This window comes from Termitidicoccus mucosus (assembly GCF_038725785.1).
GTDB lineage: Bacteria > Verrucomicrobiota > Verrucomicrobiia > Opitutales > Opitutaceae > Termitidicoccus > Termitidicoccus mucosus.
In genome coordinates this window covers 6,853,952-6,876,748 of sequence record NZ_CP109796.1, presented here as the reverse complement: position 1 = coordinate 6,876,748, position 22,797 = coordinate 6,853,952, and the positions used below count along the sequence as shown (strand labels likewise).

Annotated in this window: 25 protein-coding genes; 23 read left to right on the top strand and 2 right to left on the bottom strand. The window is 55.5% G+C overall.

Annotation, left to right across the window (positions count from 1 at the left end; genetic code table 11):
- The first annotated feature begins 5 nt into the window (after positions 1–5).
- The 23 genes from OH491_RS24345 (at position 6) to OH491_RS24240 (ending at position 21,917) form a co-directional block, all read left to right on the top strand.
- The gene (locus OH491_RS24345; protein WP_068768623.1) at positions 6–3,365 is read left to right on the top strand and encodes a hypothetical protein; all 3,360 of its coding nucleotides are present in this window, start codon (positions 6–8) and stop codon (positions 3,363–3,365) included.
- Positions 3,366–3,575: 210 nt separating this feature from the next.
- Positions 3,576–5,249: a hypothetical protein gene (locus OH491_RS24340; RefSeq protein WP_068768624.1), complete on the top strand. Its 1,674-nt coding sequence runs from the start codon at positions 3,576–3,578 to the stop codon at positions 5,247–5,249.
- A gap of 70 nt (positions 5,250–5,319) precedes the next feature.
- The gene (locus OH491_RS24335) at positions 5,320–6,885 is read left to right on the top strand and encodes a PD-(D/E)XK nuclease domain-containing protein (RefSeq protein ID WP_068769742.1); all 1,566 of its coding nucleotides are present in this window, start codon (positions 5,320–5,322) and stop codon (positions 6,883–6,885) included.
- A gap of 152 nt (positions 6,886–7,037) precedes the next feature.
- Positions 7,038–7,466, top strand: coding sequence for a hypothetical protein (locus OH491_RS24330; RefSeq protein ID WP_068768625.1), 429 nt, complete (start codon positions 7,038–7,040; stop codon positions 7,464–7,466).
- Between the two features lie 58 nt (positions 7,467–7,524).
- On the top strand, positions 7,525–7,914 hold the full coding sequence (locus OH491_RS24325) for a hypothetical protein (RefSeq protein ID WP_068768626.1): 390 nt from the start codon (positions 7,525–7,527) through the stop codon (positions 7,912–7,914).
- A gap of 31 nt (positions 7,915–7,945) precedes the next feature.
- Positions 7,946–9,556, top strand: a complete 1,611-nt coding sequence (locus OH491_RS24320) for a hypothetical protein (RefSeq protein WP_068768627.1) — start codon at positions 7,946–7,948, stop codon at positions 9,554–9,556.
- 183 nt (positions 9,557–9,739) lie between these two features.
- Entirely contained in the window at positions 9,740–10,012 is a 273-nt protein-coding gene (locus OH491_RS24315) for a hypothetical protein (protein WP_068768628.1), read from the top strand.
- Positions 10,013–10,118: 106 nt separating this feature from the next.
- On the top strand, positions 10,119–10,619 hold the full coding sequence (locus tag OH491_RS24310; RefSeq protein ID WP_334318997.1) for an Appr-1-p processing protein: 501 nt from the start codon (positions 10,119–10,121) through the stop codon (positions 10,617–10,619).
- Positions 10,620–10,713: 94 nt separating this feature from the next.
- Complete coding sequence (locus OH491_RS24305; RefSeq protein WP_068768629.1) at positions 10,714–11,193, top strand: hypothetical protein; 480 nt, start codon at positions 10,714–10,716, stop codon at positions 11,191–11,193.
- 1 nt (position 11,194) lies between these two features.
- Complete coding sequence (locus OH491_RS28320; protein ID WP_068768630.1) at positions 11,195–11,377, top strand: DUF4326 domain-containing protein; 183 nt, start codon at positions 11,195–11,197, stop codon at positions 11,375–11,377.
- A 119-nt stretch (positions 11,378–11,496) separates the two neighbouring features.
- Positions 11,497–12,441: a DUF932 domain-containing protein gene (locus OH491_RS24300; protein ID WP_068768631.1), complete on the top strand. Its 945-nt coding sequence runs from the start codon at positions 11,497–11,499 to the stop codon at positions 12,439–12,441.
- 111 nt (positions 12,442–12,552) lie between these two features.
- Positions 12,553–13,830, top strand: coding sequence for an ATP-binding protein (locus OH491_RS24295; protein WP_068768632.1), 1,278 nt, complete (start codon positions 12,553–12,555; stop codon positions 13,828–13,830).
- On the top strand, positions 13,827–14,675 hold the full coding sequence (locus tag OH491_RS24290; protein ID WP_145928522.1) for a hypothetical protein: 849 nt from the start codon (positions 13,827–13,829) through the stop codon (positions 14,673–14,675). The genes OH491_RS24295 and OH491_RS24290 overlap by 4 nt, the downstream gene beginning before the upstream one ends.
- Before the next feature lie 361 nt (positions 14,676–15,036).
- Entirely contained in the window at positions 15,037–15,957 is a 921-nt protein-coding gene (locus OH491_RS24285; protein WP_145928523.1) for a phosphoadenosine phosphosulfate reductase family protein, read from the top strand.
- 81 nt (positions 15,958–16,038) lie between these two features.
- The gene (locus OH491_RS24280) at positions 16,039–16,296 is read left to right on the top strand and encodes a hypothetical protein (RefSeq protein ID WP_068768636.1); all 258 of its coding nucleotides are present in this window, start codon (positions 16,039–16,041) and stop codon (positions 16,294–16,296) included.
- Positions 16,297–16,499: 203 nt separating this feature from the next.
- Complete coding sequence (locus OH491_RS24275) at positions 16,500–16,745, top strand: hypothetical protein (protein WP_145928524.1); 246 nt, start codon at positions 16,500–16,502, stop codon at positions 16,743–16,745.
- A gap of 152 nt (positions 16,746–16,897) precedes the next feature.
- Positions 16,898–17,242, top strand: a complete 345-nt coding sequence (locus OH491_RS24270; protein WP_068768638.1) for a hypothetical protein — start codon at positions 16,898–16,900, stop codon at positions 17,240–17,242.
- A gap of 44 nt (positions 17,243–17,286) precedes the next feature.
- Positions 17,287–17,766, top strand: a complete 480-nt coding sequence (locus tag OH491_RS24265) for a hypothetical protein (protein ID WP_068768639.1) — start codon at positions 17,287–17,289, stop codon at positions 17,764–17,766.
- Between the two features lie 13 nt (positions 17,767–17,779).
- Positions 17,780–18,367: a hypothetical protein gene (locus tag OH491_RS24260; protein WP_068768640.1), complete on the top strand. Its 588-nt coding sequence runs from the start codon at positions 17,780–17,782 to the stop codon at positions 18,365–18,367.
- A 16-nt stretch (positions 18,368–18,383) separates the two neighbouring features.
- Positions 18,384–18,941, top strand: a complete 558-nt coding sequence (locus OH491_RS24255) for a hypothetical protein (protein WP_145928526.1) — start codon at positions 18,384–18,386, stop codon at positions 18,939–18,941.
- Between the two features lie 36 nt (positions 18,942–18,977).
- Positions 18,978–19,373 (top strand): hypothetical protein, encoded by a 396-nt coding sequence (locus OH491_RS24250; protein WP_068768642.1) that lies wholly within the window; start codon positions 18,978–18,980, stop codon positions 19,371–19,373.
- Between the two features lie 177 nt (positions 19,374–19,550).
- Positions 19,551–20,951 (top strand): hypothetical protein, encoded by a 1,401-nt coding sequence (locus tag OH491_RS24245; protein ID WP_342750740.1) that lies wholly within the window; start codon positions 19,551–19,553, stop codon positions 20,949–20,951.
- Positions 20,952–21,053: 102 nt separating this feature from the next.
- Positions 21,054–21,917 (top strand): hypothetical protein, encoded by an 864-nt coding sequence (locus OH491_RS24240; RefSeq protein WP_068768645.1) that lies wholly within the window; start codon positions 21,054–21,056, stop codon positions 21,915–21,917.
- A 106-nt stretch (positions 21,918–22,023) separates the two neighbouring features.
- On the opposite strand, the gene OH491_RS24235 is transcribed toward OH491_RS24240, so the two are convergent.
- Positions 22,024–22,449, bottom strand: coding sequence for a type II toxin-antitoxin system VapC family toxin (locus tag OH491_RS24235; protein WP_068768646.1), 426 nt, complete (start codon positions 22,447–22,449; stop codon positions 22,024–22,026).
- Between the two features lies 1 nt (position 22,450).
- Positions 22,451–22,660: an antitoxin gene (locus OH491_RS24230; RefSeq protein ID WP_068768647.1), complete on the bottom strand. Its 210-nt coding sequence runs from the start codon at positions 22,658–22,660 to the stop codon at positions 22,451–22,453.
- Positions 22,661–22,797: the final 137 nt, after the last annotated feature.

Sequence of the window (22,797 nt, the reverse complement as noted above, 5' to 3'; positions counted from 1 at the left end):
CCGGCATGGACTCAAAGATTTCCATCCGCCACCACGGGGCAACGTCCCACAACATCAATTCCCTCACATCCGCTCAAAACAGATGCGAGGCCCAAACCCAAAAAGACAGGAACCCGGGATTTTTCCAGCCAGCAAAGTTCCCCCTCCGGGGTATTTTTAGTCGCCTCCACACGGCTTTTTTCAAAAAGCCGGTCTTCCGCCTGAAAACAATCCTCCGGGAGACGGCCGGCTTCGCATTCCTGACCCTCGGCCTCACCGTCTTTCTCCCCGGCCCCAATGCAAATGCGTTCAATCTGGCCGACCTCATCCAAACCGTCGTCGACAATGCCAACAATACCACGCCGTTTGCCGAGGTCGACGGCATCCCCACAGGCGACTATGCCAACTGGAAATACGTAAATTGGGTCAACACCAGCATGACATGGGATGATTACCGGCAAAAAAATTCCTATGCCTACTTTGTCATCGGATATCCAAACACCCGCTCCATCGCCGGATACACGTGGAACAACAGCACGCCCAAGGCGCCCAACACCCAAGACTACGGCGACTCCGGCATCCGTTACCCCCAGGGCACCATCCCCGCGCCGGACGACAAAATATCCCTCACCCAGCAAGGCGACACCCTCGTCATCACCTACGAGCGCGGCTTTTCCAGCGGCGGCGGCTCCGATCGCCACTACTACCTGGGCTCCGACCTCATCCTCTCCCAATGGTATGAGGAACCCGGCATCGACAATGTCGCCGCCACCATCAGTTCCTACGACAAACACTGGAGCCTCAACCCCAAAACCCAGTCCATCAACGAAACCTTCATGGAAGGCAACTACTACGAATCCGACTACGATTACTACAATTACTCTTATACGGAAAGTTGGTATTACAAGAGCCTGAACCTGCAATACAATCGTGAATTCCTCCTGTTCGAATCCGCAAACACCACCACCGGCATCTTCACCCAAACATTCAACCGGCTCGCCAGCGAAACCAATGAACAATACAAACGCCGCATCTCCGGCTGGATAAACCAAACAGGCGCCGCCGTCATCGCCGGCTGGAAACCCGTCGACGAAACCGCCGAGGCCGCGGCCTTCAATAACCTGGTCACTCTCACAGGCAGCCTCCATTACGAAAACAACTCGCACCATCTCCTCGACAATACCGCATACGCCCCGCCGGAAAGCACCACGGCCTACGAGGCCGCGAAAAACACCGCGCTGTCCCTGTTCTCCGCCAACATAAAACTCCTCACCCAGGACGATCTGAGCCTGCGCCTCGCCACGGAAAGGCCCTACACCGGGAACACCCCCGTCCCCGTCAACTACACCGCCAGACTCACCTCCGCCAAAACCTTGTTCGACTGGCTGCCCGTCGACAAAGACCGTCAGAAAATCCCCGCCCACCTGCCCGACCTGAACACCTTGCTCTCAAAACTGCTGCTGGAGGAATTCATCCAAAGCCATCACACCAATTCCAACGGAGACGGCTACGACATCCTCACCGCCACCTCGGTCACAAGCTCATCCTACGGAAACTCCCATAATAGCACCACCCACTATAATAGCATCACTCCTCTGGTGTCCAACAGCCTCGAATACCTATTCGACCCCTACAATCAATATAGCTGGGATTACATAGACCCCGCCCCGATACACCAAGCCAACGACGAGGCATCCTTCAAACTGGGCAACGACGGCTACCAACACCTCGTCCAAGACATCGACAACAATGCAAACACGCTGCTCGCCGGTCTCAACGGCGTCGCCTTGCTCAAAAAAGGCCTGGAGGTCTCCCTCAGCTCCAACGCCACCAAGCGCGATATTTTTTGGTCAAAAGGCATCCAACGCGCCTCCGGCAGCTGGGGCGACGGTAACAACGGCAGCACCCTCATTCACGTCTGGCACGTCCCCATCCAGCAAGCCTGGATCGGCGAAAAACTCCACATCCAGGCATGGGACCTCAAAATCATGCTCCATACCGGCTCCAAGGACCACAACGATCCCTACGTCGAATCCTTCATCTCCAAACCCATCACCATCCTGCCTTGGGAAACAAAGGAATTCACCACCGGCGACCCCATCGCAAAATCCGTCAGCCACGACGCAACCTCCACCGCCATCAACCTGTCCGCCGATCCCGCCGTCGCCTTCTCCGGCGGCGACACGGAAAAATTCGACTACGAGGCACGCCTTATCTTTAAGGCAGGCTCCGGCACCAATCAGCCCGCCGCCAGCACCGTCATCATCGACTGGTTCGACTTCACCAAAGAAGCCTTCATTCCCACTCCCATGGACGAAGAATCCACCTGGAACTACACCGTGGAACTCCGCGCCTTCCCAAAAACCGGCTTCGCCCAATATGCCACCAGCCGCACAGGAGGAAATTCCTTCCAACTCAATATTAGGAAAGATAAAAAATCAGAACAAAACTATCCGCCCGAACTCCTCTCCGCCACCCGTACCAACGGTAACCTGAACACCTACACCACACCGCCGCCCTCCGCCGCCGAAAAATACTCCGGCGCCTTCGACGGGAACCATGACGTCACCTTCCAAATCGAAACCTTTGACCCAAATGTCGAAGAAGACTTCACACTCAAGGAATTCAAATTATTTGTCACCAAACCTGATGGTAAAACTGATAAACAACAACACACTATCATCGGCACCAATAAAACCGGCATCAAAGGCGAAGGCAACTACGGCATCAATATCATAACCTATACCCTCCCGGAAGCACCGGGTACGTATACATTCCATGTTCAAGTTTTCGACAAAAATAATCCTGAGCCACTAAAAACTGAAAACATCCAAATCTACGGCCTCTACGTGCCCAACCAAGCATTCAAGGCCAATGTTACGGCCACGCTGACCAAACAAACCCCGGGCCTCGCCCCAGCCTCGGCTTCCACCTCCAAGGAAATGGTGTTCTCCCGGCCTTCCGGGCCTCTTGTCCCCCAATGGATCGATATTCCGTTCGAATCCAGCTCGACCGCGACCAACGCCTACTTTATTCAAAATATCAACTGGCCGGGCTCCCAACTCAAAATCAACATCACTGGGAAAACTCCCGTGCCCGAATTCCTCGCCCAAGGCGCCGGGGCCATCCTGGCGGAATTCAACCTCCGCCCGGATCTCCAGTCAGACGACCACACTTGGCACGATGAACCCGCATTGGAAACCCATATCCCTCAACTGACCCCGTCCGTGTTCACCGGCACACTGGAATTTTCCCTGAACCAGGAACACAATGACAGAAACCAGCCCGTCCCGGCCAACCTCCGCATCCTCTTCCATGGAATAAACGGCAAACCACCCTTCAAACCCGAAGGCATCAAGGTCTGGATGCTCCAGCATAAGGACTAATCCTTTCTCTATCCAAAAGATCCCCAAAAACCGGATGCCTAAGGCTTCCGGTTTTTTTACAGTCCCATTCAATTCGGTCCGGCCTCTCTTAAAATCCGGCGGAGGCAGTCCGTTGGATTGCCCCGCCGGATTATAATTCCCTTGAGTCCCGCCGATCCGCTGTTTATATATTAATTAGCATTATCCCACGAACCAAACTACCGTCCCCCCATGAAGTTATCCGCCATTCTCCCCGAAATCCTCCTGATCGTCTTCTCGTTCCTCGCTGCCGCGGTCCTTCCAAAACTGGAAGCTGGCGGCACCCCGGACGTCCCGACCATCAACCAAGTGTTCTTTTATACACCGGAAATCCTGCAAGAAACTTATTATGTCCGTCCCGATGGTCCACCCGTAACCTTTCCCTTCACCGAGGAGAAACTTAAAACCGTCCTCATCGACATGATCACCCATGCCAACCTAATGCTGGAAAACTCCGGCATCCCGGAATCTCTGTTCCGATGGAAGTATGCCGGTGTCGCCGCCCTTCCGGAAACCGATTACCTGGCCCAAGGAACCCACGGGATCGAGGATGTCGCCCTGCAAATCGCCCCCGGATTCATCCATCAAAAACTGGAGGAATTCGGCGGAGGCAGCATGACTTTCATCAGCAATATAGGCTATGGCGCATACGCCGTGCAAAACGATGCGGAAATTCGAAAATACCCAAGAAGCAAATTTGGACTCTATAACCAACTATACGACGTCCTTCCCCACGAATTGGGCCATACCCTCGGACTCAGGCATAGCAGATTCGCTTATTTCCGCGTGGATCATACGCCCTCCCTGCCCACCAACACCGATCCGGAAAAATATAATTTCGGATATAGCACGCGTCTTAAAGACGACGGCACCTTGCGGCCTGACACACCTGACGGCTGGTTAACCCTGGACATGAGCGCATACGAGGCTGCCTGGGCCAGCACCATCATGGGGCCCGGACTTCCCATCTACTCCAATCCAGAATTATACTGGCAAGGCCCGCCCAACTTCCTCGCCGACGCCGGCGAGTGGTGCCTCAGCGCCTGGCCCGAAATCGCCGACCCCGGCTGGCCCGGATTCCGCATGGGGCGTTACGGTCCCAACGACTCCAGACGCCCCGGCCAGCCCGGGGAAATCCACGCCGCCGACGCCACACGGTTTCTCAAGGAACAAATCGCCGGCCTCAAAATTCCACGGCGTTCCGAGGACGCCGGCAGACCCCGGATCCTCGGTGTAAAATTCGCCTTCACCAGCACCATCACAGCCATAAACGATCCTCCGTTCGGCAACAAAAATGCCACCGTCCTCATCCCGCTTATCAATGTTGCCGCATCAGGCCGGAATCTGAAATTCGAATGGTTCAAAGCCGGGGAATCAGCTCCCTTCCGTACCAAAACCTCCCTGGAAATCTCCAATCTCCACCTGGCCGCCAGTTCCTATGACAACAACGGCGAATATCGTTTTTATGATGTGTCCGAGGTGCTCTCCGGCACCACCTTGATGCCCGTCGCCCTCAACGGCGCCATCCCCGATCACGCCCCGATCGAAAACGACGGGAAAGACGTGTACGTCATCATCTCAAACACCTTCGGCTCCGTCACCTCGCCCGCCTACCACTACTCCGGCTCCTGGTTCAACCCGGACGACGCCCGCACCAAATACCCGCCGGGTACCATCATCACCCATAATGGCGTCCAATATAAGGCCGATGAATATGGCTTCCTCCAACCCTACGCCTCCCCGCCCTCCCCGCCCACCAATAACAGCGGAGGAGGCGGGGGCGGGGGCTCGACCTCGCCCATCCTCCTCATGAGCCTGCTCCTTATCGGAATCGCCAGATTGCTTAATGGTTCGAGAAAAACCTGATTCACGGCAGGACGCAAAAACCCAATTGTCCACCTTGACCCTCTTCCAGCACCCCCGTTCACTCGTCATCATGCCAAAACGTCCCATCCGCTTTTTTAACACCGCTGGCCCCTGCAATCCCGATGAACACTACATGCTCCCGCCCGCCGAGCGGCTCATCGGCGCGCAACTGCACCGCTACATCTCCGACAAGCTCTACTGGTCACTCCACGCCCCGCGTAAGACCGGCAAAACCACCTTCCTCCAAAGTTGGATGTGCGAGATCAACGCCGGTGCCGAGGCCATCGCGTGCTACGTCAGCGTCGAGCGTTGCCAGGGAATTTCCGAGACCAGCCGTGCCATGCCGGCGATCTGCACAGCCATTCAAGACACGGCAAAACGCCTGGAACTGCCGGTGCCACTATTGACGACCGCCGACAACGAAAGCCTGCTCAACAACATCCTCGGTAACTGGGCGGAACTCGTCGCGCCCAAACCGCTGATTGTGCTCTTTGATGAGGTAGATGTCCTTCAGGACGCCACGCTCATCAGTTTTCTGCGCCAGCTGCGGGACGGCTATGCTACGCGTGGCGTGGGCAAATTTCCGACCTCCATCGCCCTCGTTGGGATGCGCGATTTGAAGGACTACATCACCGCCAGCAAAGGCGGCGTCGCGCCCAATCCCGGCTCGCCCTTCAACATCAAGCAGGACTCCGCCGTCATCGGCAATTTCTCCCAAGCCGACATCGCCCGCCTCTTCGCCCAGCGCACGGCGGAGACCGGCCAGCAAATCACGCCGGAGGCGCTCGACTATGTTTATGACCAGTCGCGCGGTCAGCCGTGGATCGTCAACTCGCTTTTCATGCGCGCCACGATGCGCGTGCTCGACACCACCAGCACGGAGTCCGTCACGCTCGCCCACGTCGCCGCGGCGCGCGAGCAAATGGTGCTGGCGCGCGAGACCCACCTCGATGCCCTCGCCTACCGCATGCAGGACCCCCGCGTGCGCCGCGTCATGGAAAGTCTGATCACGGGCGCCGCCGATCCTCTTTTGGCGGAAACCGAGGGTTTCCGGCTTTGCCTTGATCTGGGACTCGTCTCCATCGAACGGGGAACACCGCAAGTCTCCACCCCCCTTTACCGCGAAGTCTTGGCCCGGCACATGACCTATGGCCCCCAGCTCGCGATAACAGAACCCACCTTTCGCTGGCAAAAGCCCGACGGCTCCCTCGACATGGACTCGCTGCTGCGCGAGTTCCAGAAATTCTGGCGGCGCAATTCCGAAATCTGGGAGCAAACTTCGAACTACACCGAGGCGTTTCCGCACCTGCTGCTGATGGCGTTTTTGCAACGCGTCACCAACGGCGGCGGGCGCATCGAGCGCGAATACGCCGCCGGGCGCGGACGCCTTGACCTGCTCGTGGAATACGAAAAGCAATCAAACATTATCGAAATAAAAATCATCCGCGACCACGACACGCCGGAAATCATCCGCGAGGAAGGTCTGGGGCAAGTCCGCGCCTACCGCGACAAGATGGGTTCCGCGATCCCGGCCTACCTGATCATCTTCGACCGCCGCTCCAAGGCGCTTCAACTCCCCTGGGACCAACGCATCCAATGGCAAACCGACGGCGACGTCACTGTCATCGGGTGCTAGAACGACACACACCCACTTCAGCAACCAGTTCGCACCCCGTCCCGCAAGGACGGGGTTTTTCATAAACCACACCCAACAAGAACCCGACAAACCAGCTTTGCGGCCTCCCCCCTTCCAGGAAATCTCCGGGAAGGGGATTTTTTTGAAAAACAATGATCACGCGTTATATAAGCAAGGATTTTTCTCCGGACAAAAAAATCCCCGGAACACGGCAAAAACGCCTCGGGAACTTTGACGAGGCCATAAACAAAGCCTACGCCCGGATTCCCAGGTATGACCTGAAAACCATCCCCATAAACATCCATACCGACCATCCCCTGCTGGCCTGTGCCGCAATCATCAAGAAAGGCCTGGACGCCGCCTATCAAAACGAAGACGCGCCCATCCGCCGGACCCTCATCACCGCATTGGTCGATTTGCGGCACCTCTGCGATATCATCGGCCTGAACTTCTTCGAAATCAACCTCGCCGCCCTCAAGCACCACGCCGGGGAGGCGTCCGAAGCCCGCAAACTGCGCCAGACGAAAAACAACCGAGGCAAAGGCCCGGCGTTCACTAAAAAGCGCCCTGCTTCACCTTGAACCGCCAGCCGGCCCTTTCTTCCACCAAAACAAAATCGTATCCGAACACTGCAAACCCATGAAAACCAAAATCATCACGGTTAAAAACAAACAGAAAAGATCCTCCGTTTCAAAACCCAAACGTCCCACAATCGGAGACAAGGCTTATGCCGGCATTCCGCTGTACAAACTGGGGGACATTCCCGACCGGCTCTACACTGAAAACCCCGCACTCGCCCGCGCCTGCGTTATCAAACGGGGACTGGTCGCCGCCTACGAAGAAGGGGGCACCCATGCCGAACAAACCATCACCGACGCGCTGGTCGATTTGCGGCTCCTTTGCGACATCCTCAATTTGGATTTCTTCAAAATCCACGACAAGGCGTGCCAATACTACGCCAAGGAAGCGGGCGAAATCCGCAAAATCCGCCAGAAAAAAACACCCCCGGTAATCATGGAGCGCCGTTAACCTCTCTTCCTAAACAACCAGATCCTCCATCATGAAAATTCTTCCCGGCTACGGACGCATCAATTGGGCCGTCTATTCCCCCGACGGCAGACATCTCCACACCGTGGGAACATCAAAAGACGTGTTTTCTCTCGAACAGGAAAGCGCAAACAGCGTGCTCATCGATATCCAATACAACAAAGAATCTCAAAACAAAAAAGACACACTCGTGCTCGACGGCTGGGCATTCTACCATGACCAAAAGCCATGCAAAGGAAAAAAACGCCGCAACCTTTATATCCGCCCTGGATTCAACCTGCGGATACTGGGGCACCTCCCCGATCCCAAACGCGAGGAATTCCAACTCCGATTTGGAACCGACGCCTATGAATTCGAAAAAAAACTGCCGCCGGTAAAATTGACTGAGCTTTCCGGAAAATTCCGAGAACAGGCCCTTGCAAACGCAGGCATCAAGCGCACCGCCATCCCGCCCCCGATGCGAATCGGCAAATATGGCATCACCGAATGGGACGAGGATACGGAAGGCAATCTGATTTACAATCAAATCACCGGCTATGCGCAAACATCGCCAGACAGCGGCACAAATCTTGACGATGGCTTTTATTGGTCGGAAACCAATTGCTGCTGGCAAGGCGCAGCCATCCCTGACGAATTTCCAGCCACGGAATTGAAGCTCTTCTTTGCCACACTCAAACCATGGCAACGTCTGGAAATCGCCCGGCGTCTGGAAAAAGACACCTTCAATTGCAGACCATGCGGCGGCGGCCACTATGACGAAGGGATCGAATTTCTCGCCAACTGTAACAGAATTACATACACCCGGAGAGCGGATGAAAACTTTGAGGATCGCATCCGCGACATCTTTCAGGACGCGATTTATTATCTCTGCACCCTGCGTCCCAAGAAAACCCGGGGACAATGCAAAAAAGTGCTCAAATGCCTCCAGGAAGTGGAAACCGGCATTGCCCGCCGGGCCTGTGCCAAAAGCACGTTTGGAGGTTACCAACTCATCCACACCGGCGGCCCAACGGACATAAACGGCCGCAACAATGGCACGCGATTGCTCCATCTGCTCAAAATCGGCCGGGGAAAAAGCGTCAAACTCGCCGCGCTCCAGCGGTGCTGGGCAAAAATCTCCCCGCAACTCAAATGGGAAGCCCTTAAACTAAAACTCCTCGCGGCCGACTTTGGCATCGCCCCCTATGTTTCCCGCGAATGGCTCGCGGAGGCCATGCGGGAAACCCGCCGATGCAACACGGCAACCATAAAAAAACACCTCGAATACCTGCGCCAGCAAGCCGAGGCTGCGGCCCTCAAGGCCGCCAAAATCGCCGCCCGGCGCGATGACGATATTTTTGCCATTACCGTGCCTCCTGAAAAAGAAACTGCATATTACAACATCCTGAATGTTTTGCGGAACGGAAAAATCGTGGAAAACCACACAGTCTGCAAACAAGGCACCCGGCTGTTCTGCCAGAAAACCGGCATGACGATCAAACAACATTATACACGAAAAAAAATCCGGGAATGCCTGGCCGGCCTCCAAGGCAAGGCAAACGACAGGGACGAATGGCTCAAAAGCCACAATTTCCACTGGCTTTTCCACGAACTGGGCCTCCAAAAAACACCGGACGCGGCCTGACCCGGCCAAAATAACGGCATCCTCCATAATGGCACTCCGGCCCCAGGGCACGCCGCAACGCCGGATGTCCGGGGGGCTTGGAACAAATCAAGCAAAATTCCCAAGCGTACCGGGGAAAACAGGGCTCAATGAAGAGAAACCAAAAAACACGGGAACGTCGGTTACAAGAACCAGTGCACATCTATGAAAACATATATCGTAAGAACACAATTCATCTTTGAGGGGAACTTTTTTATTAAAGCCGCCAGCAAAACAGAGGCAGAAAAAGCCGTGAAGCAAGACTGTCATTTTCTCATGGGCGGGAATATCCACGCCACTTTGAACAGTGACCGCATGGACAGCATGAATTACGAATTCCCGGTGCATCCCGACAAAAAAATCCTGTCCGCCAAATTGAACCAACAGAAACCGGCCTCCCAAAACACCGGATGCGGACTGAACCGGCATCGTCCATGATAACAAACAAGGGGGTTTCGCAATCCCCGATCCCCCAGGCAAAACAAAACCGGCGCCCGGCATCCTTTGGATGCCGGGCGCCCCAAAACTGTGAAAAACTCACCCTATGCAAGCGACCTCTCCCATCTCCACCATCACCTACGTCATCGGCGACGCCACGGCACCTTCTGGAGACGGCCGCAAAATCATCGCGCATGTCTGCAACGACCTTGGCCGCTGGGGCCGCGGCTTTGTCCTCGCCATCAACCGCCGCTGGACCGCCCCATCGATTGCCTACCGCCGGCCATTCGCCGGCCCCTCCCGGCCCGCGCTGGGCGATGTCCAGTTTATTCCCGTCAGTAACACCATCACCGTCGCCAATATCATCGGGCAGCACGGTATCCGCTATCCCGATGAAGCCGCCACGACTCCCGCACCCATCCGCTACGAGGCCGTCGCCGCCGGTTTGACGAAAATCGCCGACCAAGCCACCCGGCAATCCGCCTCCGTCCATATGCCGCGCATCGGCTGCGGACTTGCAGGTGGCACTTGGGAACGTATCGAACTACTCATCACGAGGGGACTTTCCAGCCGCGGAATCCCCGTCACAATATATGACCTGCGATGACAAAAGAACGGGATGCCTGCGCGGCCCGTTTTTTTGAGACCAGCCCGGAATTATCCCTCCCAAAAAACAACACAAATCACATCCGATAAAAATCATGGAAAAGAAAAAATTCACCCTTCCCGTAAGCTGGGAAATGTACGCAACCGTGACCGTTGAAGCCGACTCCCTGGAAGAGGCGGTCGAAAACTTCAATCCGGACAGTCACCCCCTGCCCGAATCCCAAGCCAGTCACTACATAGACGGATCGTTCCAGCTGGTCACCACCGACCTCGACGACCTCCGGGCCGTAATCGGTTTCATCTACTTCCATGTTGACGAGGACACCATGCTGGCAAAATGCCACCATCCCAAAACCGTCACTCCCATCGCACTCACGCAAGATCACCAACCGATGATACCGGTGTCCGGAAATTTTCTGGAATACTCCATTGAGCAAACCAAACTAATCAAGGAATTCGGAGATGAATGGAATTATGAAGACTGGTGGAAATTCATCGGCAAACATGGACTCGGCACCTTCCTTGAAAAATTCACGGTGATCCCTCCCCCGAAAGACGCCGCGATTTCACAATGACATGAACCGCTTGCTGGCCGCGGCCCAAAAACACGGAAACCTCAGGCTCCACTGCTGGTGCGCGCCAAAACGCTGCCATGCCGAAACTATCAAGGCCTGCCTTGAGACAAAACTGACGGACGGAATCCGGCTCCAATCAAACCGGCAGCCATTTCTCTACTTTCATTTAAAACCACCATCCTAAACCGCCACCCGGCAGACAAATCCTTTAAAACAAAAGCCCCCGGAAAATTTCCGGGGGCTTTTGTTTTTCACCACCAACCGCAAACCAAATATAATCCACCAAAACCTATGGCACATCAAATGACATCCACCGATCACATGGTATCGGGCTCCAACAAAACCCCCTGGCACGGACTGGGAACCGTGCTCCCCGGCAACCTCACCTTCTTCGAGGCGTTGATCGCCGCCCGGCTCAACTGGAACGTGATACAGGAACCCGTCTTTGACGGGGACATGCGCCAAATCAAAACCCACCAGCTCAACCGCCGCGAAGATACACGCGACGTATTGGGCATTGTCCGCAAGGACTGGGAGCCGTTGCAAAACGAACAGCTTCTCGAAATCGCCGAGGCCCTGGCCCAATTGGACGACACTGAATTCAAACCCGTCATCGAAACCGCCGGCAGCCTGCAAGGCGGGCGCACCGTGTGGGCATTGGTAAAAATCGGAGAACGCCAATTCGCGAACAGCGGCCATCACACCTACCTGCTGCTGTCCAACGGGCACGACGGCGCGCGCGGCATCCGGGGCACCCTCACGGATACCCGCGTGGTTTGCGCCAACACCCTGCGCACGGCCGAAACCGCATCAAGCCAGCTTTTCGTCACCCATGTCAAGGGCGTCACCCAGCGGCTTTCCGCCGCCATCCACACCCTCGGCTGGGCCAACCGAATGACGAATTCCACCTTCGCCATCTATGAGGCACTGGCCGTTGCGCCGGTGTCCGTCGACAACGCCCGCGCCGGATACCAGCGACTGGTCGGCGACCCAAAAAAGGAAACCCTCACCGGCAAGCAAAAAAACACTGTTGATAAAATGCTTGAATTATTCCGGCACGGCAATGGCAACGAGGGAAAAACCGCCTTCGACTTCCTCAACGGTGTCACCGACTGGCAGGATCATCATTACAACTATCGCAACACGGAAGGCAAGGCGGAGCGCCGTTTCCTCGATACCACCACCGGCGCTGGCGCCGCCTTCAAAGTCCAGGCTTTCCAAGCAGCCAAACAACTCGCCGGCGTCTAACCAAAGCCCGCGGACAAAACCGGAGCGCGGGCGTGGCAGCGTCCCGCCCGTCCCGGCTCCACTTTTTCCTGACACCAAGCCACTCCGAACAAGCCCGTTCTTTTTCAATCCATGAATACACAAAATAACATCGCCGGCACCATCAAGGTGTCCGTCAACCAAGAAAAACTCACCGAGGATATTGCCGTCTTTTTCAGCCATGACGGATGGCTGAAGGAATTGTTCCAAAACGCCGTCCGCGCCGGCGCCACCCATATCGCCGTCACCCAAACCCCTGATCAAATTTCCATCGTCGACAATGGCTGCGGACTCAAAAACGATCCGGAAGCCTGGATGCCCCTGCTGGGGATTTCCACCACCGGCTGGAACCAGGACGTCCAAACCCAGCAGCATCCCGCCGGCATGGGCCTGCTCGCCGCCTTGACCCGGTTCCCCGCCACCATCCAGTCCAAAGGCTGGGCCATCCATGTCACCCCGGAAACAATCAAAAAATCCACGCCCATTTCCATTATCAAAGACGGCAACCTCATCCAGGGATTCAGCATCACCCTGAACACCACCCTCGACATCGCCGATGAAATTTCCGGGAGATTCTTCACTATATCCCCCTCTTTCAGAAAACAATCCCTGCTCACCATGGAAACCGGCTCGTTCCTGCACCCCAAAAACCAACCCGACCAGGAACTCGTGCTGGATTTCCGAATAATCGACCACGAAGGAAACCTCTCAGCCTCTTACCAGGGAACCATGCGCAAAGCCCCCTGGGCTTGCATCAACGCCGACCACACCATCGAAACCGTCAATATCACCCAACTCGATCTCGACCCGGACCAGAGCCCAAACAGCCCTGCCCGCCTTAACAACTTCAAGGCTCCCTTCCTCCGTCCCATCGAAAGACGCAAAGGCTTCGACATCTGGGTGGCGGAAACCTCGACGGACCGGCACCTCCACCCCAATTTTCATTACTTCGGAATGTCCGTATACTGGAACGATCTGGCACGCGGCATATATCACGGTCAAAACAACCTCGGCATCCAGGTTTCCATCCACGGAGACATCGGTTATAACCTGGAGCTGAAAAAACCCGATCGCGAAAGCCTCATCATAAACGCCGAGGCGACACGCTTCCTCAATGAAATCGTGCTGCCATTCCACAAAAAAGCCGTCGCATGGGTAAAAGCCGTCTCCGAACAAACCCTGCCCTACGAGGTGCTCGACCAAACCTCTGATCTGGATGATGACTTCACCAATAATTTTTCATACCCCAAGGTCATCGCATCACCAAAAATGGACTGGCTGAGCAGCTCAAAAACCTGGGGTATAAAAACCTGCCCTCCATCAAAGATTATACGGACAGGGTACTCCGGCACGGACCGCTGGACTTTGTGACCCCGGTGCTCAATCACAATGACATCGACAATCCCGTCACACTGGAGATCCCGAAACCGGACAAACTGGAAGCGAACGAAACCCTGGAGGTCTGTGATCGCCAGATCCTGTTGATTATGCAAATGCTCGCCTCCGAGGGAACCCTCCGCTGCGGCGTGCAATTCGAAAACTGCGAGGCCGCCCACTATGCCGCCATTGATGGACATCCGAAAATCCCGGTATGCCTCCCGGAAATTGTCATCGAAACACCGCAGGAACTCCTGCAAATGCCCCGCGGACAGGGCAATCACCGCATCCTTGTCGCCCCATTCGGTATCCGCAATCCCTACTCAACCAAAATCTGGCTGGTTAAAAGCCCCGCCATCTTCATCACCCACAACCCAGACTGTCCGCAGGATCACCTGTCCAGAGATTTTATCGCCAACCCCGCCTGGCTGGAACTCAAAAACAACGCCCCGGAGACAGCCTGCAAAAGCTTTCTCGAAGCCGCGGCCAAAAGCTTCTATTGCGACGAGGACTATGACAACGAAACCGGCTACTACGATGATAAATTCGCCCTGGATTTCCAGGACTGTTATGAAATCGCCACAGGCTTCTTCCTCCCCAAAAAACTGGAGGACATCCTCCTGTGCCTTTTGAAAGAAAACCTGCCGACATACATCACCGCTCTGGGAAACTACAGGGCATGTCAGTACAGCTGGGAACTCAAACAAATCCATTTCGACCGGAATAAAAACACCACGGAATGCAAACTTGAGATTCTCGACAACCAAACCGGCGCCCGGTTCGACGCATCCTGCAAAAATGATGACTGGACCTGCGTGCCCGGCAAACACGAAACCTGAAACCAAACCCCGGGAATCCGGGGTGATCCATCTCCGCCATCGGCGCCATCCGCAAACCGCCGGTATCGGGGACAAGTCGGTGGAATAGCTTTGCCCGCAAAACCCTCCCTGCCCCCCGGCAAATACAAATCATCCCTTCAACCGCCGCCGCGCATCCCGCTGGCGGCGTTTTTTTATCCGGATTTTCATCGGTATCTGGCATCGGTTTTTATCTTTTTCCAAATCTCATGCGCAACCAAGTCGTCCCCCTTTCCCTGCCAAAACAGGGATTTTTAAGTGCACAGCGTTTTCCTTCCCTGAAACAATCCGGCATGCAGGCGCCAATTTGCGCGGCGTGGCTCTTCATCCGGCCAAACGCTTCATGAATACGGCCAAACACACAAATCTGGAAATTTCATTGGACATCGAGGCCATGAAAGCGCCGGTCATCAAAAAAAACACGGTGTTCGTCGTGGGGATTTCCGGAGGAAAAGACTCGGCGGCGACGCTGCTCTGGATGATTTATGAAAGCGGCGTGGCACGCGCCCGGATCAAGGCGACTTTCGCGGACACGGGCAACGAACACACGTGGACCTACGGGCATATCAAAAAACTGGCCGGACTCACCGGTGTAGAAATCGAAACCCTCCGCCCGGAGCGAGACTTCTTCGCACTGGCCCTGTACAAGCGCAGGTTCCCTTCCGTCAAGGCGCGTTTCTGCACCCAATGCCTCAAAATATACCCCTCGCAGCAGTGCATCCAGCGCCTGCGCTATTGGGGCTTGGACCCGATTTCCGTTTCCGGCGTCCGGGCCGACGAGTCCCCGGAACGCGCCGGCCTGCCGGAATGGTCATGGTCCAAAACTTTGAACTGCCCCCAATGGAGGCCCCTGTTAAGATGGACCTTGGACGACGTGAAGGCGATTCACGCGCGCCACAACATCCCGCTCAACCCGCTTTACGCCATCGGCGCCCACCGGGTCGGCTGCTGGCCCTGCATTATGTCGCGCAAAACCGAAATCCGCACCATTGCGCTCAAATTCCCGGAACGCATCACGGAAATCCGCAATGCGGAAAATAAATTCGAGCAAGACTACGGACGCTATTCGTCATTTTTCGCCGCCAGCACCATCCCGGAGCGATTCCGCAGCAAACCCTACACCCTGCCGGACGGCACTGCCATCAAAGTCGCCACCATTGACGACATCGTGCGCTGGTCCATGACCGGCAAGCGCGCGCAAGGCGGCTACCTGAATAATTCGGCCAAAGAGCCCATCACCTGCTCATCGGGATTTTGCGAATAAATCCGCTTTTCGCGAAATTAATGCCCAAAAACGGAAACAATCCATCCAGCGCCAAACCAGCTCCGCGCCATCCCTGCAATCATGACTTTTGCCATCACTCGCATCGCGCACACCTTCACTCTTCCGGGAAACCAATATATCAAAATCGCACCTGGCGTCATCATGTCGAACCTGAAGGTCGAAACACGCACGACAGAGGACGTAAAATACAATGCGGCCATCGACGGGTTCGAAAGCCTGCTGCTGGCCATGGCCGGTGCCGGCTTTCCCATGGACACAAATGAAATGAAGGAAGCCGTCGAAACCGCCATTGATGCAATCGCTCACAACTGTTCCTGAAACCGGCGGCGTTCCATCAAATCCGTCGCGGCCCAAAGGCCCAAAATCCCATGAGTAACAAAAATACCAAAGATTCCAAATCGAAACCGGTCCCCACGCCGCCAACACAATCCGGACGGTCGACGGCAAAAAATCCGCCACATGCCGGGCGCGGACAAAATAAAAACCGCCTCCCCTCCCAAATCAGGCGGGGACTCCTGTCCATGAAATTATTTCGCAAAAACCATCTGGACAAAAACGCCGCTTTCGACGGGCACATGTTCGAGACCTTCGGCCCGGAATACAAAACCGTGGAACGCATCGCGAAAAAAGACCCGAAGCGGATCGCCACCCTCCTCGACTGCGACGGCGCGATCTGGATTGCGCGAGGCAGGCACTGGGTCAACCGCTTGGGCTACCTCATCGGCAAGCAAAAACTGCCACCCTTCGATGATTTTAAGTTCGGATAATGCGAGCCGAAGCCAAGCCCTGCGGAAAACATTCGAGCACCGGCCCTTTCCGCAAAAACGCGGGATAAAAAACACATCCCAAGCTTCCGCTTGGGCCAGACAAACGAACCCAACCCCAAGCGATAATTGGTCCGACAAATTTTTCAAAAAAAATGAAAATACAGCATCTCCACAGGAAGCAACGGCATATCGCCATCGAGCTTTATGCCAAAAATCATGACGCCTATGCAAGCATGGCCGAGCCGCACATCGGTTCCATCGCTGAAATTTTGAAATTCATCCGCCACTGGATGCAGCGGGGATATGCCTTTGTCAGCTATGGAATACCCGGCAGACGCGCGCTGGAGTCGCCCGGCGAGGCTGAACGCTCCGCGACCACCGGCATATGCGCGCATTACCGCAGAATCTGCGGAGAACACCCGCCAAACCAGACACGGGCAACCCAAACAAGGTCGAATCAGCGTCAACTCCCCAAACCCCCGATCGGACTCACTTAAAAAACCTCGGCATCATTCACAAACCACAATCCTGAACCAATACCATGGGCTGGCTATACAACCGCAACATCCACAGACGATCGATCGACGACCTGCGCAAGCAACACGAACAAGAAGCCGTCGAATATACCGGCGGCATCAAGGCACGACTGCTCGCCTCCGAATGGCACAGCCGCACCTGGTATGCCATCATCAGGCTGGAATACCCCGCCGGCCACGAACGGTTCGGGCAGGACACAACATTCCTCGCCGTCGATCTCATCGACACCGCAAACGGGCAATTCGGCTGCAAATCCTTGTCCGAGGACATGGGGCCTTATGTGGAAAACCCGCCGTCGGAAAAATTCAAAAAATATATTTTCAAGCACATCCCCGAGGCTCCCGGCAAAGATGCGGAAAATTTCCGCACACGGCATGGAATAAAATTCACCCGCCTCTCCGAAAAACTCCTCCCGCTCGATTGCCAAGTGAAGCCCACCATCCACGTCGCCGCTGAGGACGGCGGAACCATCCACCACCTGTAATAAACCAAAAATCATGCAAAAGAAAACACGCCGGAAACACGCCTGCAAAATCCGCGACTTTTCAAAAAAAAAGAAACACCAAGCCCAACAAAGCCGGACCCACACACGATCCAACTGGGTGGTGCGGCACGAATTCGACCACGATCCCACCTTCGTGGTTCGCCACAAAGAGCACAAGGACGGCGGCGAAGAAAACACCGTCCGATTCGGCAACAATATCCCGATCGCATGCCGCCTCAAGGCCGCGTGCAATCTCGCTGAATTCCTCAATAAAAACCCCAGGCCACCCGCCACGCTCAAACAGCATCTGGCCATCATCGACGCCGCGATGGAAACGACGTCCACCGTGCTCGCCTGCGCCTTTGCCCTGCTCGACGCCAAAATGCGCAGACGCAACATTGCACGCATCGAGCTCAAACGCAACATTCCCTATGTCGGCGAGGACGGCGATTATCACTGCAACATCAACTCCGTCATCATCGACTCCTATGACAACCTCGGGTTCGGCGAGGAAACAGGCGAGGAACGGGATTGGTGCGCCTTCGACCTCGATGTTCAACGCGCGGTCCTTGGCGCTCTCCCTAAATGGGGACGCCATTAACAAATCCACAAAAAACATGAGCAATCAGCATAAAAAACACCGGCGTGAACAACCTCGGCTAAGCCCCGGGGCGGGCGCATTGCCCAACCTCGGAGGAACGGAAAACATGACTGTTGACCAGTTCAAGGCAGAGATGCGCACCGGCACCGGAGCGCGTCTGGCCGTACAGCTATTCATCGCCATGGCTTTTGCCAAAGCGGAAAAAGAACGCGTTGACGCCTATATAATGCCGATTTTCGCGAAATACGATTTCCGCGTTGCAAAAGACATGCCCGGCCACACTGCCGGTGAAAAAATCACCAACCCGGAACTCATCTATCTTGCCGGCCTCGAAAACGAGGCTGTCACAGCCTTTTATGCGGAATGCGACGCGGCACACCGCGCGCACGGCTGGCGCGGTGCGGAAGGAGCCTGCCCGGCGCTTGTGGCCGCGCGCGACCAAATCAAAGCGGAAAACAACCTGATTAAATGGGCGGCCCCGCTCTTCGGCGTCAGCTTTGACACCGTGAACTGCTCCACCCTCCGCCGAGAGTTTGTCGAAAACCTCCTTTGCGCGGCGGCAAAATCACTGTGAGCCCGCTTTCATAATCCTCGTAAACAACAAAACATCATGAAACCAAACACCATCGATCCGCAAAACCAAGAGGTCCCGCAAAGTCCCGGCCAGCAGCCTTTCCGCCCCGCGCACAAAGCCGTCCTTGAAACAGCCGACCTCCGGCAAATTTATTCGCTGCTCCGATCACACCCCGAACGGGACGCCGCGGACAAGGCGATCGCCCGGATACGGGAAGCATCGCAGGCCGACGCCTCGAAAGACGCACGCAATCGCATCGCCGAATATCAGGACGAGGCCGACAGTCAGTACGCCCGGGACGGAGAAATCAAAATCGACGAAGGAGCCGCAATCTCCGAAGGCGAGGACGGCGCTTACGTCCAAGCCTGGGTCTTCGTATCCAAAGACCGCATTTCAGCAGAGAACGATACAACGCCACTCGAAGAAACATAAAAGCAAGCATCCAGGTCCACGGCCTGACCGCAGAAGAAACAAAGCTCTGCGAAATTTGACGAACCCAGTCCCCTGCCCTCCTAAGAAATGAGGGGTAGCATGGCCGGGTTGCGAGCTCAGGCATCATCCCCACCGGCCACACTGGCCGGTTCTCATCCAGATCCATTCTCCAACATTATGTCCACATCCTCTCCCAACATTGAAGTCGAAACACTCTACATGTCCCCGGACCGTCTCGACGAAGACCTCGGAATCAAATATCTCACCGCCGAGAGCTGCGCTTTCGGCATGCGCATCCTGTGCGACCTTAACGAAGACGGCGTCGCCCTTGTCAAAAACTTCTTCGGCTGCGAGCCGCTGCATGCCAACTGGAATTCACATGTCGGGAACAAGCCGGCGATCCGCAGCGTCATGCTTTCTCCGTTCGCATTCCCCGAATTGTGGATTCATGCGATGATTCACCGTGGCGCCACCGTCCTGCGCTTCAAACCTGGGCGGTTTCACACGCAAGCGTGTGCGTTGTTCAATGCCAGCGACAATACGATCACTGCCTACTGCCGGGAACTCAACGAATGGGTTGGCGAAATAATCAAACATGAAACAGTGGCGGCACCCATCAAAGCACCCGGCCCGGACATCGGCATCACCATCGCCAATAAAATCATCGGCCTGCGGCAGGCATGCATGCTGAATCCCGCCGGCCAAGCGCTCATCGCCGAGTGCTTCGGCCTGGCCGCGGGCGAGAGGATCTTCCTCACGCAGGAGCTGCTCGTCGACCTCTGCTGCTACTCAATGGTCAGCCGCGGATGGACCGTCGTGCGCTTCAATCCAGGCCACGGCACAAAAGTGCGTGGTTTCTTCACTCCGTCACCGGACGAAATGTCCGCCTTTCAGCAAGAGCAAGACAATACCGTCTCCGATACCGGCACAAATTGCATATTTACTAGCCGCAACCTTTCGCCAAAAACCCATACCTTGGCCATCATGAGTCTTGTCATCACCGGAACCGTCCAGGTAATCCCATCCAGCACTTCCACCGGGAAAAAAGTGAACAAAGTTTACATCGTCATGGATACGCCAGCCACCCATGACGACCGTTACTTCGACACCCGGTATTTCAGCGGGGATACGCCCTATGGCGGCATCTATGATTGGGACAACAAAGCCGCAGATGTCGCCGCACGCAGCCTTGCAACGGAACAACGCTGCTCCTTGATCCTGAAACGCAATCCAAAAGGTTACTGGAATATTCTGGAACTAAAGCCTTTGGCGCCGGTGAAATTCATGAAAAACACCAGCATTTCAGTCCTCGAAATACAAAGATTTCCGGACCAAGACCGACTCCCCTCAGACATCAAAATAGAACTCGCAAAAGAAGCCGAGCGATGCGCCGCCGAAACAAATTTTTTCAAGCGCATCAGTCAATGCGGTCCGTGGATAACACCCACTGGAGATCCCGAAGACTTGATAACCGTCAAGGAATATAACCTGATCAAGAAAGAGGTGCAGACTCTCCAAACCACGGCCCCCGCGACAGAGTTCGAAAAATCCAGCGACGAAGCCGACTTCGGAATTTGACCCTCCGGTGGCGCCTCCGGAACAACTGCCCACCTCGAACATCCCTGTCCAAAAGGCGGGGATGTTTTTTCCGCTGCCGCCACCCAAACTCCATAGTGAGGCGTGAACCCGAACATACCCGACTCCGATTCCGCAACATCGCATCCCACGCAACCGCCGGACAACCCGCCATCCCTTGGCAAAAAAGAAACTCCGCCCGATTTCTCCGTCCTGAACGACGACAGCCTCCGGGTTCTTTTTTTCACCGATGCCACCGATGCCGCCAACTACCTGAAACATGAATCCATCACCCTGACGGAACGCGCCTTTCTGCTGATTCAACGAATCCAGGATTTATTAAAAAATCTCATCGCCAAACAAAATGACGAAAACAAGCGGCAATACGCCGAAACCCGGAAAATCACCGGGGAGCAATTTTTAAACAAATTCGAAAAACTAAAAAATGCGGGCATATTTTTCGCCCGGCACCTGAAAACCCTTCAGCCCGCGGTGGACACGCTCCAAAAAATCTGCGCCGAGACCACCCATAACCAAAAAAATCCCGCCACGCCGCTCATCCAGCTAAACCAGCAGATCGACCTGGCCCGGATAACCGGAAAAGCCGCGGCCACCATCTTAAAAAAGATCAGCGAGATCGAAACCGCCCTCCTGAAGAACAAAATTCTCCCGCATGCGCCCGATCAAGAAGATGCGAAAAATCTCACGGGGCTTCAAAACAACATCACCGCGTTCAGCCACCACGCCACCCACTGTCTGGACAGTGTCCAGTTCGCTTATAAATTCCAAAAGGATTTGGAAAAAGAAGAAACCGGGGACAACGCGATTGACTCGCTCAAATTACCGCGATTCATCCCGTCCGCGCGGACGCAGGAACCCGAACCGGCGCACGGCATCCCCCATAAACCGCAGGAAACCGCAACTTACCAATCCGCGCCCGTGATGGACATCAATTTTAACAACTACTGACATTCAGCAATCCCGTGTTGATTGTCTCCAGCCAAGCATCATGCATGCAATTTTCAATCATATGGGAAGGCACTGGCCGGTCATTAAAAGCAACTTTGGCGCAAAGTCACTTCTGCTGCTTGCGCGGCGTCCGCCAGTTTTCCACGACCAGTCCCGGCACGCGGCGAAACTCATCCACGTTGTCCGTCACCATGACCGCACCCTGCGAAAGTGCATGCCCGGCAAGCATGGTGTCATACGGCCCGATCATCATCCCCGCCTTTTCCAGCGAGGCGCGAACCCGACCCGTGTGCCACGCCGCGTCCTCGTCAAAGGGCATGATCGCCTCTTCAAACATCTGCCGTGCAAGCTCGACCCGTACCGCATACCGGGGCACGTCCGGGCGTTTCGCCGCGCCGTATTCCAATTCCGCCAGGACAAGGGCGGAAATGAAGCAATTCGTCAGGTTGGCCTCCACTTTTTCCCGCAACGCCCGGTCTTTTTCGTGGATAAAAAGGGAGAGGACGTTGCTATCCAGCATATAGGAGGGCATGTCAGCGCACCTCCGGGAAATCGGGCGCCGACCCCCACAGTTTGCGCAACGCGGCGCGGCGGCGAGCCTGCACCCGGGGATCAATCAACAAAACTCCCTTGGGTGTTTTGATCAATTGCGCCGTTTTTCCGCTGAAACGGAAGTCCTTCGGCAGACGCACCGCCTGCGAGTTGCCGGACTTGAATACCTTGACCGTGATAGAATCGCTCATGCGGTTTACAATGTATATCCACGCCGGATTGTCAACCCGGCGCCGGATCGCAGCACTGCGGCGGATGGCAGTTGCGGCACACCAAGAAATCAAACTGTTCCAGCGTCGGCACGGTTTTGGTGATTTCCGGGCACGCG